Below are 16,394 nucleotides of genomic sequence, written 5' to 3' on the forward strand. Positions count from 1 at the left end.
GGCAATGATGACCTGCCAGATACTGATTAAAAAAATGTATCCTAAAATCGCCCAATTTGAGTTATTTTTTTCGCAATAAAATTTAATAACCTGGATTTTGAGTAAGGTTTGGATTGGCGGTAATTTGTTCCTGAGGAATAGGATAAATACCCCTATATTCTTCGGTCTGTGTAGTCTTAAAAGCCCAGGTGTCATTAAAATAACTTTCAAACCTTATCATATCCCTTCTACGATGTCCTTCCCAGATAAATTCTCTAGCGCGCTCTTCCTCTATTATATCTAAGCTTAAAACATTTAGTGAAGTTGCATTACTTCTATTTCTAACTTCATTTACTAAATTTAAAGCTTCGGTAGCATTATTATTTAGTCTGAACAGTGCTTCTGCCTTTGTTAATAAGATATCTGAATAGCGGGTTAGAACATAATCGTTATCTGCATTAGATCCCGAGAAACTAGCACCAACGGGCGTATATTTCAGCACTTTATAACCTTCATTATCTTCCGCACTTACCAGATCCTGTACCGGTATTAAAACCAGTTGCTCGCCATTGTCCATTAATAATGGTTCTCCATTAAGATAGGTTTGCGGGCCATATTCCAAAAGCTCTTTACGTGCATCATTATCGCCATAACGATCTAAAGCTTCTTGATAGGTGCTGTATCCATTTGCGGGCACAAAAGGCAAATTATATTTCAATTGATCTAAAGCATTTTGTGCATATAAAATAAATTGATTGTTGCCAGCATTGCTTATGGGATCATTGGTAAATGCACTAATAAGTTCAGGCGAATTTGTTTGGGAATTAGAAGCAAAATTATCAATCACTTCGCCAGAAAGATGATATCCACCAGAATTAATAACTTTATCACACATTTCTATCGCTTTTTGCCATTGTGGTGTGCCAGTATAAACTTCTGCATTTAAATACATCATGGCTAGAAGGGAATAGACCGATTCTTTGGTAAACCTAGGGTAATAATCAGATCGATTAACTTCATTTACAGATGGCATATCTTCAGCAGCAACTAATAATTCGCTTTCAATAAAACTAAAGATTTCTGATCGGGAGGTGGTTTGTGGCAAATCGTTAGGATCAATTCTTGCCACCGTCACCAAAGGCACATTTCCCCAAAAATCCATAGCATAAAAGTAACCATACGCTCTTAATGCTTTTGCCTCTGCTATGATTGCAGTTAAATTCTCGCTATTTGGTGATTGTTCCAAACTTTCTATAACGGCATTAGCTGTTCCTATCTCCTGAAAGATATTTTTCCAGGCTCTACCTGTAGTAGCATTTGCAGGATCCACCTGATGTCTCATGATATCAATGTTGCTTTGATCAAACCATCCACCGCTCGCACGTCCAGGAACAATAAATTCATCAGTCCCAAACTCTGCTATTCTCCAAGGATCCCCAATACTTTGCACATAAGACAGTTGCTGATAAATCCCTGCAACAGAGGCAAGAGCTTCCTCTTCAGTATTATAAAAATTCTCTGGCGATAAACTACCAAAAGTTTCTTCATCCAGATCAGTACAGCTTACAGCTAGGATGGCAAGGCCCAGTATGATGGCTATTTTATGTATATATAACTTCATAATATGTATAAATTAAAAGGTTAAGTTAAGTCCCAAAGTGACAGTTGTTGCTTTAGGATAAGCGAGATAATCAATTCCCAGGGGAGCAATACCAGCTCCGGAAACTTCTGAATTTACTTCAGGATCCAAACCTGAATAACCAGTAATTACAAATAGGTTTTGGCCAGTGAGATAGAGTCTAGCATTGGAAAAGAATATATTTTCAGAATTTAAATTATAGCCTAATGTAAGATTGTCTAATCTTACAAACGATGCATCCTCTATCCATCTTGAAGAATATTGTTTAGGCTGATCTCTGGTTACCCCGCTTTCTACGGCTTCTTTAAAAACATTCCTTCCCGGCAAATTACTGAGGTACGCTAAATTATTCGCGGTTAAGTTGTAAACATCATTTCCTACAGAGCCTCTTAAATTAAACGATAGATCGAAAGCTTTATAAGTAAAATTGTTAGAAAACCCGAAAGTAAAATCAGGTTGCGCAGAACCAATAATCTTGAGTTCTGGATCAAATTGCTCTACTCCATCTTCTATTCCTAAAAATTCTCTTCCATAAAAAGTACCTACTTCAAATCCTGGTCGTATTAACTGTGCATATGTACCACTGGTTAATCCCTGGCCTCTTAAAGGACCAACTTGTATATCATCGCCCTGATATTGAGCGTTAGATAGGCTTAGCACTTCGTTTTTATTATGACTGAAAATCAAATTTGATCGCCATTGGAAATTCTCCTTTTCGATAGCATATGCTCCTAATGATAGTTCAATACCGCGATTACGTACACTTCCTACATTGGCAAGCTGTGTATTTACCGCAGTAGGAGTAGGAACTGGAATTCTCAATAAAAGATCTTTTGTTTCTTTATTATAATAATCTGCAGTACCATAGATTTTACCTTTTAAAAGACTAAAATCAACACCAACATTGAATTGTGCAGTTTGCTCCCATTTTAAATCGGGGTTAGCATACTGCTGCGGCAAAACCACGGTGATTCTTTGTCCTCCTACAATGTATCCAGTGGTGCTGGCTCCCAATGTTGTTATAGAATTTAAATTCCCTATTTCTTGATTCCCGGTTACCCCGTAACTTGTTCTCAATTTTAAATCGTTAATCGTATTGGATTTAAAAAATTCTTCATCTGATATTCTCCATGCTACAGAGCCTGAAGGAAAAACACCCCATTTATTTCCACTTCCAAAGCGACTGGAACCATCTCTACGAACAGTAGCTGTGAGCAAATATTTACCCTGATAATCGTAATTAAGTCTTGCATACATAGAGATCAAAGTATTACTCTGTTTAAATGAAGATACGGTACGTACATTACTTGCTGCTTGTAAACCATACCATTTAAATTCATCAGACAAGAAACCATTAGCATCATTTCTTAAGCCTTCATCTACGAAATATTGGTATGAATATCCTGCTAATGCATTAATATTATGATCTCCATATTTCTCCTCAAACTTTAAGGTAGTTTCAAGTAACTTATTGAAGCTTGTTAATTTTTGTACGTTAGCATAACCTCCTAAGCCCTGCCCTAATGGGTTTTCCTTACTTAGGTAAGAATTACGATCAATAGTTTGATTAGTATATCCTAAATTTACATTGACACTAAGTGGATCAATGATCTTATAATCTGTAGTGAAATTTCCTAGAAACCTGTTATTAGTACGTTCATCAATAACCTGCTCTGAGAAAGACAAAGGATTCACTCTATAGGGTAAAATATGATTAAAGTTTCCATTTTCGTCGTATACCGGATATGTAGGGTTAAAAACATAAGCCTCATAATTGATACTGGAACCAGCTTCACTACCCACGGTATTAGAAACCGGAGCTGCATTTGAAACTGTTTGCCCGTAGTTTAACCTTAAATCAAAAGATAATTTTTTATCCAACATTTTTTGCCCAATATTAATACGCGCAGTTCCTCGATTTAAATTGGAACCTAATACCACACCTTCTTGATCGCTATAGCCCAGAGATGCTCTGTAATTTGTATTTTCTGAGCCTCCACTAAGAGAAAGATAATAATCCTGCACCTCAGCGGTTCGATATACTTTATCCTGCCAGTTGGTAGATGCACCACCATCATTTAATGGTAAATCAAGATCATTTACCACCTTTCGATATTCATCTGCAGATAGGACATCGATCGTATTAGAAACAACCGAAACCCCATGGGATACATCCAAAGAAACATTCATTTTCCCTGCAGTTCCATTTTTAGTGGTTATCACAATCACACCATTGGCACCTCTAGAGCCATAAATAGCTGTTGCAGATGCATCCTTCAGCACACTTATAGATTCTATATCACTGGGATTTAAAGTCATTAATGGATTAACCGGTTCTTGATCAAAAAAATCGGTTCCACTACCACTTATATTTGCTTGACCCGTACCAGAAGATGTAGAAATTGGCACCCCATCTATAACATATAAAGGTTCATTTGACCCGGTTAAAGAAGTTCCTCCACGAATCAAGACAGTATTTGACCCTCCGGGCTTACCACTATTTTGAGCAATATTAACACCAGGCATTTTACCTTGAAGAAGTTGTTGCGGACTTTGTTGTACACCTTTATTAAAGTTCTTAGCAGAAACCGAAGTTACAGCACCTGTAATATCTTTTTCATTTTGTGTACCATACCCAACTACAACGATTTCGTCTAAAGCTGCAGCATTTTCTGTAAGCGTAACATTAAGCGTATTTTCGCTATTTACTGTTTTTGAAACCGTGTTCATCCCAATAAAGGAAAACGTCAAAACATCTCCTGGTTTCGCTTCAATAGAATATTTCCCATCAAAATCTGTCGTGGTACCAATTGAAGTACCCTTAATAAGCACATTTACTCCTAGTAAAGGTGTACCATTCGTATCTTGAACCAAACCTTCTACAATATTTTGATCTTCAATCAATTTAGTACCTAAATCTGCCTTTTCTTTGAATAAGATATTATTGTTATCAGTAATGGCATAAGTTAGCCCACTTGATGCCAAACCAAGACTAAGCATTTCTGTTACTTTAATATCTCCTTGATAAACTTGAACTTTTGGTTTATTTTTAAACAATTGTTTAGGATAAATAAACCTGTAATCGGTCTGGCTTTTAATAATATCGAAGATTTGATCCACACTCAGCTTTTGATCTTTATCGATGTGTACTTTTTGCTGAGAAAATGTTTCATTCGGGCTAAAGGCCAGAATTGTAGAACAAAAGAAAATTAAAAAGGTTTTCATAATTAAAATTGTACACCGCTTAATTAGATAAGCTTTGTTTTTTATAGTTTTGTTTTTCATACAAAATAGATTAGTTAAACACCATGTTTGATTAATTTAGGTGAGGGGCGAAGTTCGATACCGCAAAATGTCAAAACTTCGTTCCCTCTTTTTTTAATTTATTATAATTAATTTTTGTTTGATTTGATATGAATTGATAATGCCTGAACTTTTTATACTTTCCAGTATTTCCTCAATTTCCTGGTCTTTACTTAAAACTCCTACAAATTCCTCTTCTCCAAGTTGGTGATTCTTCAAATCAAATTTTACATCGTACCATCTGGCCAATACCTGGATAATATCTTTTAGCTTTTTATCTTCAAAACTGAAAACACCATCTTTCCAGGAGATTTCGTTATATACATTTACTTGCTGCTTTTTAAATTCTCCTTTTCCTCTACTGTATATCATCTGATCATTCGGCTTTAAAGCATATTTTTTATCGCGTGATTTTAAGAGAATATTTCCTTCTACTAAGGTGGTGTAGGTTTTAGTTTCTTCTTTATAACTTTTTACATTGAATTGTGTCCCCAGTACCTGAATAACTCGTCCTTCATTATGTACTTCAAATAAACTTCCATGATGTAAATCACTAGGGGAAACTTCAAAATAAGCCTCGCCATACAGTAGATATACACTACGCGATTTACCTTCAATAAAAGACTCTGGATACTTCAGTTTAGAATCAGAATTCAGCCAGACTTTTGTGCCATCAGATAGTTTTAATTCAAATTGTGCTCCACGAGGTACGGTTAGATAATTATATGCGATTTTTTTAGCGTCTTGATTGTCATTATAAATAAGCTGCTTACCATCACTCTTAATTCCTTTGATTTGATAGGCATCGCCTTTTTTCAATATAACCTCTGCACCATCCTCCAAAGTTAGAATAGCACCAGGAGTCCCAGTAGGGGTCTCTACTATGTTTGGTGTTACATTCTTTTCATCAAAATTATTCTTTTCGAATTTTAAATAGAAAACACCGGCAACTGCAATAATTGCAATTGCTGCCAAAGTGTATAAAGAATGCTTCCTTCTTTTCTTTCTTTTTTTTGCATTCTGATCACTCTTTATATGTTCTCTCAATAATTGATGAACTTTATCATCATTAAAATGTTTTAAGCTATTATCAATTGCAAAATTTAATCTTAATAATTCTCGAAACAACTTGGTATTATCTGAAGATCTTAGCCATAGCTCAAGTTTATCCAACTCTTGAGCTGTGGCTTCTTTACAAAAAAATTTTACGATTATAGATTCTATTTCAGCGTTCATAGATTAAAATCTTATTATTAATACGGCTGAAATTTTGCAAACCCTACCTTTTTAAAACAAATATTTTATAAATTAGATAATTATAATAGCTTTTTTTAATCAATACGTCATGACGAAAACCTTTTCAGATAATGTATGTTTAATTAATTCCTTAAAAAAGGGTAATGAAGATGCCTATAAATATCTTATTAATATCTATCATCATAAATTATACGTTTATGCATGTCATTTAATTGCAGATAAAGATCTTGCTGAAGATATTGTCCAAAATGTATTTATAAAGATCTGGAAGAATAAAGAAAATCTTAAACCTACACTTTCAATCAAAAATCTGTTATATAAATCTGTATATAATGAATTTTTAGATCAGTATAGAAAAAACAAAAAAACGATATATTTAGAAAAGAAATATATTGATACCCTTTCCAGCATTGTTGAAGAAGAGTCTGAACACTCGCTTGATCAACTTATAGCTATTGTAAGAAATGAAATAGAAAAATTACCGCCTAAATGCAAGCAAACTTTTTTGCTCAGTAAAAAAGAAGGGCTCACCAATACAGAAATTGCTGATTATTTAAACATCTCCATAAAATCTGTCGAAAAGCATATTACAAAGGCTTTTAGCACCTTAAGATTAAAAGTCGGAGACGCAAATTCCCATATTTTCCTGTTTCTCCACAAGTTGATTTAGCTTGATTGGAATCTATTCTTTTTTCAATTAAAAAAATAAACGCCTAAAAAGTAAGCTTTTAACCTACACTGAATTCAGCATATTTTAAGAAAATTCAATTTTAATCAGGTAAATTTAAATAGTAATGTATACTTCGCCCTCCACCTATTGGCCTTAAAATTTCTTTAGAAACCATATCCTGTAAATCTCTTGTGGCCGTTGCTTTTGAAGTTTTGGTTACTGAAATATATTTCTTTGCTGTCATTCCTCCTTCAAAACTGTCTATGCCTCTATCGAACATTTTCAAAATTACTTTAAATTGGCGATCATTCAAATTCTCTCGATGTTGATCCAGAAATTTAGCTTTCATTAAAATGAACCTAATAATCGCTTTTGCGCTCTTCTGCGCGCTTAAGATAGTCTCACAGAAATAAACAATCCAATCCGTGATATCCATGGAACGTTGTGCAGTCTTTAAGGCTTCGTAATAATCCCTTTTGTTTTGTTCGATGGCAGTAGAAATACTTAAAACCAATACCCTACCTAAAGATTCAGACAGACATTTATCGACTATTGCTCTACCTATACGTCCATTCCCATCTTCAAATGGATGTATCGTTTCAAAATACAAATGAGCTATAGCAGTTTTAATTAATGACTCCCGAATATTATTATTTTCAATATTAAATTCCTCATACCATTGGATAAACTGTTTCATCTCAACTGGAACACAATGAGACGGAGGAGCTTCGTAGTGAACTTCCTCTTTCCCATATCTCCCTGATACAATAAGCATGGGTTCCTCTCCAGATCGATAATTACCTTCCTGAATATACCTGGATCGGTTAAATAACATTGTATGCCATCCTTCAATCATTTGTTCACTTAAAGTTGCAGAAAAATTTTCCCTCACCTCTACCATTAACTCAGCAATACCTCTGGCATTAATATCCCTAATATTAGTGCCATCACCTATACCCAATCGATTTTTGATGGAAGACATGACATCCTGCCGACTATAATACTCCCCTTCAATCGCTGAAGTTTTAATAGCCTCATCAAGCATAATATGAATTATGGCATCTTGCCTAAAATCAGCAGGCAAACTATCTATAATCCCTTTAACCTCTCCCGTCTCTGAGGCGAATTCAATGACAATATCATCGATCGCTTTCGAATTATACTCAAAATAAGGCCAGTTTTCAAATTGCCAGTTATACATATGAGCCAAATAAACATATTATTCACATCAAATATATAAATTTTTTGAGCCGAATAAAGGAAGTTAATCGGCTCATTTTGTTTATTGTTCAGATTAATTAGAATATTTACCTAAGTTATTTTAGCATTTTCAGATTTCAATTCCAACAAGTTTTACATAGTTTAAGTTTGCGAAGGCAAATTCAGATCAGTATCATAAAAAACCAAAAAATTCAAACTGTCTTTAATACCCCAGAATCTGCTCTTAAAGAAGCCCCATTGGTCGCGATCGAGAGCGGACTTGCCAAATAGGTCGCTAAATTGGCAATTTCAGCGGGCTTGATAAAACGCTGCAACAGGATATGTGGATTAGATTGTTGTATAATGGCTTTCTTCATTGCTTCAATTTCGATATTCTGATTAGAAGCTATCTGACTAACAGCTTCTGCAACACCGTCTGAATACGTTGGTCCACCTAAGACGGTATTAACGGTAATTTCAGTTCCTTTGGTGAGCTTTGAAAGCCCGTTCGAAACAGCTGAAAGTGCCGCTTTGGTCATCCCATAATGAATCATATTCTCTGGTACATTGACACCTGATTCACTGCTGATAAAAATGATACGACCCCAGTTTTTCTGTTTCATCTTTGGGAAAAGTTTTTTGGATAGCCGTATCGCACTCATCACGTTAATTTCAAAATAGCGATACCATTTCTCATCGGGAATTTTTTCAAATTCGGCGATATCAAATATGCCCAAATTATTTATCAGAATATCAATTTCGGGTAGCATTTCAAGTAAGCTCGAAACTTCATCTTTTTTATGAAAATCTGCAGCTATACCTGAAATTTCAGCTTCTGGAAATTGTTTTTCAAGCAGCTTTTTGCTCTTTTCTGTTTTCTCTTTATTTCGCCCATTAATAATGACCGAAGCGCCTTCTTCTAAAAGTTGCTGCGCAATTGCAAAGCCAATTCCCTGTGTTGAACCGCTAATAAATGCTTTTTTTCCTTTAAGTTGTAAATTCATTATATGAATATTTATAATGATCGTTCAAAAAATGAATAAAAAAATTTAGTTGATAATTTGTAGTTGTAATTCAATCTGCTGCTGAAGAATTTTTTCATCAGGATACATCCTGCGCAGCGAATTAATACCACACCATAAACTAATTAGATGTTTCGCCAAAACATCAGCGGAAATTTTGGATTTTAAGCTTCCATTTTTCTGCGCTTCAAGAATCGTTTTTTTATAAAGGTTTTCTGTTTCCCTCAATATTAATATCGCTTCTTTTTCTAATTCTTTATCCACAAATGACATTTCTACCAGTGTGTTGGCGATAATACACCCTTTAGCATGTGATTTTTCCGCTTCCGCAGCAAGACTTAAAAAAAAATCTTTAATAAGTTGAACAGGATGCTCACTCTTTTTCAATGTTGATTGAAAAGCTTTCAAATCTTCTTTTCGTTGTGCCAAAGCTTTTTTGAAAAGTTCTTTTTTTCCGCCTTTAAATGTATTGTAAAGACTACCTGCCCCAGCACCTGTTGCTCTACTCAAATCTGATAAAGAAGTAGCACTATAGCCCTTTTTCCAAAAAACTTCCTGGGCTTTAAGTACTATTTCTTGATCTTTAAAAACTGTTGGTCTTCCTTTCATTTATTATTGTAATGATTGATACAAAAATAACAAAAACAACTACATGGAATATTATTTTTTTTGTAATCCTTATAATTTTGCTGATTTAGAAATGGATAGTCAATATAGCCTTGCGCACTGCCACCAAACATCGTTGTGCGGTCCGGATCATTTAATTCGGCATTCAGTTCAAAGCGTTTGGGTAAATCTGGATTGGCCAAGAATAGGGTTCCGAAAGAAACCATATTGGCGATTCCTTTTTCCAATGCTGCTTCGGCTGAAACCTTATCATAACCCGAATTAGCAATCACTGTATGTTTGATCTGTTTTCCGAACTGTTCCAGCTCGTCTACATCTGGGTAATGAGCAGGAGAAGGAAAAGAAGGGCTACGTTTCATCAATTCGACATAGGCGAAATCCAGTTTGTTCAATTCCGCGATCAAATGCGTATAGGTTTTAACCGGTTCATCTAAAATCATATCCCCGTAAGGATGCAAAGGCGAAATTTTAATCCCTACCTTATCACCGCCAACCGCATCGATCAATTCTTGCATTACTTCAACTACAAAACGAACCTTGTTGGGAATGCTTCCCCCATAGTTATCGGTCCGTTGATTGGAACTTTCGGCTAAAAACTGACTCGGTAAATAACCGTTAGCAGCGTGTAATTCAACACCATCAAAACCGGCTTCCATCGCATTTTTAGCAGCTTCCCCATAGTCTTTTAAGGTCTGCTGAATTTCTTCAATGGTGATTTCCTGAGGTGTTTCATAATCCTTCATTCCCTGAGAAGTGAAATGTTGCATTCCGCTGATAGGTATGGCTGATGGCGCCAATGGTAATTTTCCGTTTCTTTCAATAGAATGCGCCACACGCCCCGTATGCCAAAGTTGGGCTATAATAACTCCTCCTTTATCGTGCACGGCTTGTGTTACCTTCTTCCAGGCTTCAACTTGTTCCTTAGTGAAAATACCAGGAGTAAGCGGACTACCGGTAGCTTCTTCACTGATACGTATCGCCTCGCTAAAAATAAGTCCGGCACTGGCTCGTTGGGTATAATATTCCACAGTCATTTCCCCTACTAAACCGTTACTATCGGCCCTGCTGCGGGTCATAGCGGCCATTCCCATTTTATTTTTCAAGGTTAAATTTCCTATTTGTGTTTTTTCTAAAAGTTTCATAATCTTTAGTTTTTTAAATTATTGCTGATTGTATATTGGAAGATAAGTGTCCGCTATAAACGCTTCTGCTGTGGTAGGCGAAGTGGTGAAAACATCTCTTTTCTGATAATTAAAGATCCCATCTTTAACAGCTAAAGCCATTCCTAACAGATTATCCACAAAATCTTCTGAAAATCCATTTCCCAAGAATATGTGTTTGGCCTGTTCTGCAGGAATTTGCACATAAGGCAAGTCGGGCTGACCTATGGCTTTACCAATACTACTGGTAAATTCGGCATAGGTATAATCTCGTGGTCCCATTACCGGGTGCACAGATTTACCTGTAAAATCGAGATTAGATAAATGCGCTGCTGCTACTTGAGCAACATCTTGCGTGGCTACCATAGGTATAGCATGGTCGCCGACTGCTGCGGTTCCGTTAATTCCTTTAGATTTGACTAGGCCAATGGTTCTTAGCCAGTTTTCCATAAAATAAGCTGAGCGAATATGTACGACGTTTACATCTTCTAACTGATTTAATCGTACTTCTTGTTCACCGGTTCCAGCCATCATTCCATTTCCTTCGTGCATATGAGAACCTAAGCTACTCATATTTACAATATGTTTAATCCCTGATTGTTGAATGGCTTCGATGTAGCTGCTTGTGACTTGTCTCTGGTAAGCTCTGGTATTTTCAGCTTTCACATTGTCTGGTAAAATAAGGAATGCGCTATCTACAGTTGCAAAAGTTTTGGTAAGTACGTTTACATCATTTACATCACCGACAATGATTTCTGCTCCCAAATTTTTAAAGTCTTTTAATTTTTCGGGATTTCTTGCCAGTAGTTTTACTTTACGTTTTCCTTCCTCTAAAAGGATTTTAGCGATTTTACTTCCTACTGTTCCGGTGGCTCCCAGAATTACAATTTTTTTCATCTCTTTAATTTTTTTGTTATTATTAATTATGTGCACTACAAAGGTGCGATTAGGCTTTTTTTAAAACTTGTATCAAATCACTGTTCTACTCCTGCTTTTTCCAGGTGGTTCCTTTTTCAAGCTGTCCGCTTTCGAGATCATTTTTTATAATTTCTAGCGCATCACTGAGTGTAGCACGTAATGGTTTTAGGAGTACCAGTTTTACCACAATTTTTGCCAGAAAATTAGTAGAGACCGGGCGATAGATCCATCTAATTTTAGTGCGATTATTTCCTAGATCAGTGAACAACCATTCCCCTTCAATTCGTTTAAGTAATGCAGCGAGTACTTTTGAAGTAAAATGCTCGTTTTTGTAGGAAAAAGAAGTCGGCGCATCAACGGTTAAGAGTGTTTCTTGGGAAGTGGAACCATCTGCAAAGTAAACGGTCCTTTTTAAGCCTGCTTTGTTCCATCCTTGCTTGATACTCGTATCTATAATGGCAGGAATCATTGCATTGCCCCGAAATATGTGCATTAAATTAATTGGTGGGATATAATCGAACGCACGATCTATTTTAGAATTGATGGTGGTTTCTACGATAACTTCAGGATTTGTGTTCCTAATATTGGTACTATTTTCTGTGGTTTTCATTTTCTCTATTTTAAGTTGTTATCTATTTTCCCGATCATAGAAAAACCGGTATCATTCAATTCAGTAATGATGAGTCCGGGATATAAAATCTGTATCCCAAACCCACCGTGCTGCTTCCAATACTTTAGGGAATTTTCTAGTTTAGGTATCATTAGCGCAGCTTATTCGTTAATTTCAACAACTACTTTTCCAATAACCCCACCTTTTTCAGCGTACTTATAGGCTTCTTTAAATTGGTTAAATGGAAACACCTTATTGACTTCAATCTGCAAACCTTCATTTACTGCCTTTATCAGTTTTTCGGTTTGTTTTGTTGAAGGATTTGAAAGGACTACAATATGCTTTTTGGAAGTGAATAGATTATTGAATAGCGAAGCGATAATCTGAATGGGTTGTGGTGTCACGTTTAAAAATGATCCCCTGTTTTTTAATAGCTTTTTGCCATTTTTATAGCTCATTTTTCCCGATAAATCAATCACTACATCATATTTGGTTTGCTTTGAAAAAACATTTTCCTTGCTATAATCGATGACTTTATTAGCGCCCCACTTTTTAGCAAAAGCCAATCCTTTAGTGCTGGCTACAGCAGAGATATTCGCATTTTTTTGTTGTAGTAACTGAAGTAAAAACATCCCAAAACCTCCGGTAGCCCCGTTAACTAAAATTGAAGATTGTGGAGTGATATTTCCCATTTTTTCTAAAGCGGATAAGGCTGCAGTACCCACAACCGGAATAGAAGCTGCTTGCGCAAAACTGATCGCTGCTGGTTTCTTCCAAACCAATGAAGCGCTTACGGCAACATATTCGGCTGATGCACCTTCTTTCATTAAATTTTTTACCACCCCAAAAACTTCATCTCCCTTTTTTAGATGGTTGACTCCAGAGCCGACTTCTTCCACAATACCGGCAAAATCAGCTCCAGTATGTTTAGGGAATTTGGAACCCGACATTAATTTCATTTCCCCTTTTCTGATTTTCCAATCCATCGAATTGATCGAAAACGTCTTTACTTTTATCAGTACCTGATCATTTTTTACGGAAGGTTTGGATTGTTCTACGATGTGTAATACTTCTGAAGTTCCAAATTGGTTGTATGCGATTGCTTTCATAATACTATTTTTTTAATGGTTCATAATGTTATTACAAAGTTGCGTAGAAGAGGTGTCGTAAACTTGTATCAAATCACTGTAATCGTTTTGATCATTTTTATTGATCTATCTTTTAGTAGCGAAATACATTTTTTACCAAATGGTAAATTAGTAGCATCGTCACTATTTGTATCTTTATTCGTATGAAAGAGTTTATAGAGTTTGTCTTACAGTTTGGGGAGCTGAATACCCAGCAGATAAAACTGATAAGTCAGAAAGCAAAAACAATAACACTGGACAAGGATGAATACTTTGCGGAAGCCGGGAAGGTGCTTCACCAGGTTTGTTTTGTGTTGGATGGGATTCTGAGGATTTGCTATTACAACAATAAAGGGGAAGAAATCACTAAGATTTTTGTGGAAGAAAACCATTTGCTCTACGATTTAAAAAATGCACCTTCCACCGAGTATATTCAGGCGGCGACTCCTTGTAAGCTATTGGTTTTTTCGAATACCGACTGGAAAGAAATTACAGATACCATCATCATTTGGGAGTCTATCATTCAAAAAATCACCAATAAAGCACTGGTAGAAAAATTAAAACGGGTAAGCCCGCTTATTGCTCAGGATGCTACCACACGCTATCTGGAATTTTTGGAAAAATATCCAAGCTTAGCCAATCGCATCCCTTTATCCTACATCGCTTCCTATTTAGGGATTACCCAGCAATCTTTAAGCAGAATACGAAAAAATATCCGCTAAATTGCTTTTTACCAAATGGTAAACAGGTTCATCTTTTTATACGGGAACTTTGCAGGATAATTTTAAATAATTAAAAAATGAAAAAGACCATTTTTATCACAGGAGCATCTTCAGGATTAGGGAAAGCTAGTGCTAAATTATTTGCTGAAAAAGGATGGACGGTCATCGCTACGATGCGCCAACCGGAAAAGGAAACCGAACTGACCCAATTCTCAAATGTTCACCTATTGAAATTGGATATTAGCGATGCTAAAGAAATAGCCGAGATTTCGGCAAAAGCTGAAGAAATAAGTCCGATCGATGTGTTGTTGAATAATGCAGGTTATGGATTAATGGGGCCTTTTGAAGGAACCACCGATGACCAACTTGCGCAGCAAATCAACACCAATTTTTTAGGAACAATCTTGGTAACCAAATCCTTCCTCCCCTATTTTAGAGCCAGAAAAAAAGGTAGCATTCTAAGTGTAACTTCTTCAACCGCTAATATTCCCTATCCGTTTGTTGCGGTGTATGCGGCTACCAAAGCTGCTTTAGAAACCTGGACGGAAGGATTGAGCTATGAGCTAAACCACTTTGGTATCGCTATAAAAACAATCGTGCCGGCTTATATGCAAACCAGTTTTGGGAGTAAAGCACAACTGGTTTCCCACCCCGATTATCAGGAGCTTTTCGCAGATTATATGAAAGCTATGCGTGCGGATGCTTCGGCTAAACGTGATACCCCGGAAAGTATCGCTGAAGTTATTTATAGCGCTTCTGAAAGCAAAGATGATCAGTTGCATTATACCCCGGGTGAGCTTTCTGCTAAAGAACATCAATGGCTAAGAAAAGACGGTATAGAAGCCATAATGGATAAAATGAAGCAGCGCTTTTTTGGAAAAAATAGCTAGGTCTTTCATCAGTATCAATACCAACAATTTTTCACCCCCAAAACTGTGATAATTAGTTTTGGGGTTGCCTCATTAACTTTTCCATATGATTTAAAATTCAAATTTCCTCCAATCTATAGTTATCATTTTCAGATGTGATTTATACCATACGAAATGAAATAAGTGATATAATTCAGAAAACACAACCTGCTATCTTTGCTATTAATTGAAAGATTTAAAGAGAACAGGGACTAATAATAGAAATATACAACAACAATATGCTGTGCTCAGTACCATATTCAGAAATTAATTAACCAAGACTATTGTTTTAAACACAGACAGTATAATGCTTATGCCCCTTTTTTCAGAAGGCATGTTATTCAATCAAAAATTAAAAATTTATGTACGATGTAATTATTATAGGAGGTAGTTATGCAGGCTTGGCAGCAGCAATGACAATGGGGAGATCAATCCGTAAAACTTTGGTCATCGACAGCGGTAAACCGTGTAATGCCCAAACACCTTATTCGCATAATTTTATAACGCAAGACGGTGAAAAACCCGGAGCGATAGCTTCTAAAGCAAAACAACAGGTTTTAGCCTACCCTTCAGTAAACTTCAAAGAAGATTTGGTTAATGAAGTATCGGGACATGATGGAAACTTTAAGGTTAGTACACGCTCAAATGAACACTATCAGGCCAAGAAAATCATATTCGCAACCGGCGTAAAAGATATAATGCCTGAAATTGAAGGTTTCCAAGCATGTTGGGGAATTGCAGCTATTCATTGCCCCTACTGCCACGGCTATGAGGTGAGGGATAAGAAAACCGGAATACTGATCAATGATGAAAATGCTTTGAATTTTGCTAAATTGATCCTGAACTGGACAGATGATTTAACCATCTATTCAAACGGAAAAGCGAGGTTTAATTCAGAAGAAATAAAAAATTTGGGGGTACATATTAATGAAAAAGCCATACAGCATATTGAACATAACAAAGGCTATATGAGTCACCTACAATTCCAGGATGGTTCAAAATCAAAATTAGATGCCCTATATCATAGAACAGCTTATGAGCAGCATTGCAAGATCCCAGAGCAATTGGGTTGTGAAATAACAGAAACTGGTCATATTAAAGTGAATGAATTTCAGCAAACTTCAATAGAAGGTATTTATGCGGTTGGTGATTCTTCCAGTCCCCTACGTTCGGTAACATTAGCCAATGCCTCTGGCGCCAAGGCAGCTTTTACGCTTAACCACGAGCTAATTATGGCAAATTATTAATTAAT

The 16,394-nt window shown here is 36.1% G+C and carries 15 protein-coding genes; 4 read left to right on the forward strand and 11 right to left on the reverse strand.

The window, feature by feature from the left end:
* Positions 1-82 precede the first annotated feature (82 nt).
* The 3 genes from QWY91_RS11770 to QWY91_RS11780 form a co-directional block, all read right to left on the reverse strand.
* Positions 83-1,600: a RagB/SusD family nutrient uptake outer membrane protein gene (locus QWY91_RS11770; RefSeq protein WP_290235297.1), complete on the reverse strand. Its 1,518-nt coding sequence runs from the start codon at positions 1,598-1,600 to the stop codon at positions 83-85.
* A 12-nt stretch (positions 1,601-1,612) separates the two neighbouring features.
* On the reverse strand, positions 1,613-4,843 hold the full coding sequence (locus QWY91_RS11775; protein ID WP_290235298.1) for a SusC/RagA family TonB-linked outer membrane protein: 3,231 nt from the start codon (positions 4,841-4,843) through the stop codon (positions 1,613-1,615).
* 153 nt (positions 4,844-4,996) lie between these two features.
* A complete protein-coding gene (locus tag QWY91_RS11780) occupies positions 4,997-6,157 on the reverse strand; it encodes a FecR family protein (RefSeq protein WP_290235300.1) in 1,161 nt (386 codons plus the stop codon).
* Between the two features lie 109 nt (positions 6,158-6,266).
* Between QWY91_RS11780 and QWY91_RS11785 the strand changes: the two genes are divergently transcribed.
* Entirely contained in the window at positions 6,267-6,848 is a 582-nt protein-coding gene (locus QWY91_RS11785; RefSeq protein WP_290235302.1) for an RNA polymerase sigma factor, read from the forward strand.
* A gap of 100 nt (positions 6,849-6,948) precedes the next feature.
* On the opposite strand, the gene QWY91_RS11790 is transcribed toward QWY91_RS11785, so the two are convergent.
* The 8 genes from QWY91_RS11790 to QWY91_RS11825 all read right to left on the reverse strand — a co-directional run bounded on the left by QWY91_RS11790 (position 6,949) and on the right by QWY91_RS11825 (position 13,494).
* Positions 6,949-8,049, reverse strand: coding sequence for a Fic family protein (locus QWY91_RS11790; protein ID WP_290235304.1), 1,101 nt, complete (start codon positions 8,047-8,049; stop codon positions 6,949-6,951).
* A 211-nt stretch (positions 8,050-8,260) separates the two neighbouring features.
* Positions 8,261-9,052, reverse strand: coding sequence for an SDR family NAD(P)-dependent oxidoreductase (locus QWY91_RS11795; RefSeq protein ID WP_290235305.1), 792 nt, complete (start codon positions 9,050-9,052; stop codon positions 8,261-8,263).
* 45 nt (positions 9,053-9,097) lie between these two features.
* Positions 9,098-9,679 carry a TetR/AcrR family transcriptional regulator gene (locus QWY91_RS11800; protein WP_290235307.1) on the reverse strand — a complete coding sequence of 194 codons (582 nt, stop codon included), beginning with the start codon at positions 9,677-9,679 and terminating at the stop codon, positions 9,098-9,100.
* Positions 9,676-10,839: an alkene reductase gene (locus QWY91_RS11805; RefSeq protein ID WP_290235310.1), complete on the reverse strand. Its 1,164-nt coding sequence runs from the start codon at positions 10,837-10,839 to the stop codon at positions 9,676-9,678. Before QWY91_RS11805 ends, QWY91_RS11800 begins: the two co-directional genes overlap by 4 nt.
* 18 nt (positions 10,840-10,857) lie before the next feature.
* The gene (locus QWY91_RS11810; RefSeq protein WP_290235312.1) at positions 10,858-11,754 is read right to left on the reverse strand and encodes an NmrA family NAD(P)-binding protein; all 897 of its coding nucleotides are present in this window, start codon (positions 11,752-11,754) and stop codon (positions 10,858-10,860) included.
* A gap of 85 nt (positions 11,755-11,839) precedes the next feature.
* Positions 11,840-12,385, reverse strand: coding sequence for an SRPBCC family protein (locus QWY91_RS11815; RefSeq protein ID WP_290235313.1), 546 nt, complete (start codon positions 12,383-12,385; stop codon positions 11,840-11,842).
* Positions 12,386-12,390: 5 nt separating this feature from the next.
* Complete coding sequence (locus QWY91_RS11820) at positions 12,391-12,537, reverse strand: hypothetical protein (RefSeq protein ID WP_290235315.1); 147 nt, start codon at positions 12,535-12,537, stop codon at positions 12,391-12,393.
* A 9-nt stretch (positions 12,538-12,546) separates the two neighbouring features.
* On the reverse strand, positions 12,547-13,494 hold the full coding sequence (locus tag QWY91_RS11825) for an NAD(P)-dependent alcohol dehydrogenase (protein ID WP_290235316.1): 948 nt from the start codon (positions 13,492-13,494) through the stop codon (positions 12,547-12,549).
* Positions 13,495-13,676: 182 nt separating this feature from the next.
* Between QWY91_RS11825 and QWY91_RS11830 the strand changes: the two genes are divergently transcribed.
* From QWY91_RS11830 to QWY91_RS11840, 3 genes are all read left to right on the forward strand, one after another.
* Complete coding sequence (locus QWY91_RS11830; RefSeq protein ID WP_290235318.1) at positions 13,677-14,234, forward strand: Crp/Fnr family transcriptional regulator; 558 nt, start codon at positions 13,677-13,679, stop codon at positions 14,232-14,234.
* A 77-nt stretch (positions 14,235-14,311) separates the two neighbouring features.
* Positions 14,312-15,124, forward strand: coding sequence for an SDR family oxidoreductase (locus QWY91_RS11835; protein WP_290235320.1), 813 nt, complete (start codon positions 14,312-14,314; stop codon positions 15,122-15,124).
* 380 nt (positions 15,125-15,504) lie between these two features.
* The gene (locus tag QWY91_RS11840; RefSeq protein ID WP_290235321.1) at positions 15,505-16,389 is read left to right on the forward strand and encodes an NAD(P)/FAD-dependent oxidoreductase; all 885 of its coding nucleotides are present in this window, start codon (positions 15,505-15,507) and stop codon (positions 16,387-16,389) included.
* Positions 16,390-16,394: the final 5 nt, after the last annotated feature.

Source organism: Zunongwangia endophytica (assembly GCF_030409505.1).
Lineage (GTDB): Bacteria > Bacteroidota > Bacteroidia > Flavobacteriales > Flavobacteriaceae > Zunongwangia > Zunongwangia endophytica.

Excerpts from the sequence above, each read along its gene's own strand:
- QWY91_RS11800 (WP_290235307.1), bottom strand. The coding sequence starts at position 9,679 with ATGAAAGGAAGACCAACAGTTTTTAAAGATCAAGAAATAGTACTTAAA.
- QWY91_RS11810 (WP_290235312.1), bottom strand. The coding sequence starts at position 11,754 with ATGAAAAAAATTGTAATTCTGGGAGCCACCGGAACAGTAGGAAGTAAA.
- QWY91_RS11840 (WP_290235321.1), top strand. The coding sequence starts at position 15,505 with ATGTACGATGTAATTATTATAGGAGGTAGTTATGCAGGCTTGGCAGCA.
- QWY91_RS11775 (WP_290235298.1), bottom strand. The coding sequence starts at position 4,843 with ATGAAAACCTTTTTAATTTTCTTTTGTTCTACAATTCTGGCCTTTAGC.
- QWY91_RS11770 (WP_290235297.1), bottom strand. The coding sequence starts at position 1,600 with ATGAAGTTATATATACATAAAATAGCCATCATACTGGGCCTTGCCATC.
- QWY91_RS11825 (WP_290235316.1), bottom strand. The coding sequence starts at position 13,494 with ATGAAAGCAATCGCATACAACCAATTTGGAACTTCAGAAGTATTACAC.
- QWY91_RS11835 (WP_290235320.1), top strand. The coding sequence starts at position 14,312 with ATGAAAAAGACCATTTTTATCACAGGAGCATCTTCAGGATTAGGGAAA.
- QWY91_RS11795 (WP_290235305.1), bottom strand. The coding sequence starts at position 9,052 with ATGAATTTACAACTTAAAGGAAAAAAAGCATTTATTAGCGGTTCAACA.
- QWY91_RS11790 (WP_290235304.1), bottom strand. The coding sequence starts at position 8,049 with ATGTATAACTGGCAATTTGAAAACTGGCCTTATTTTGAGTATAATTCG.
- QWY91_RS11785 (WP_290235302.1), top strand. The coding sequence starts at position 6,267 with ATGACGAAAACCTTTTCAGATAATGTATGTTTAATTAATTCCTTAAAA.
- QWY91_RS11830 (WP_290235318.1), top strand. The coding sequence starts at position 13,677 with ATGAAAGAGTTTATAGAGTTTGTCTTACAGTTTGGGGAGCTGAATACC.
- QWY91_RS11805 (WP_290235310.1), bottom strand. The coding sequence starts at position 10,839 with ATGAAACTTTTAGAAAAAACACAAATAGGAAATTTAACCTTGAAAAAT.
- QWY91_RS11820 (WP_290235315.1), bottom strand. The coding sequence starts at position 12,537 with ATGATACCTAAACTAGAAAATTCCCTAAAGTATTGGAAGCAGCACGGT.
- QWY91_RS11780 (WP_290235300.1), bottom strand. The coding sequence starts at position 6,157 with ATGAACGCTGAAATAGAATCTATAATCGTAAAATTTTTTTGTAAAGAA.
- QWY91_RS11815 (WP_290235313.1), bottom strand. The coding sequence starts at position 12,385 with ATGAAAACCACAGAAAATAGTACCAATATTAGGAACACAAATCCTGAA.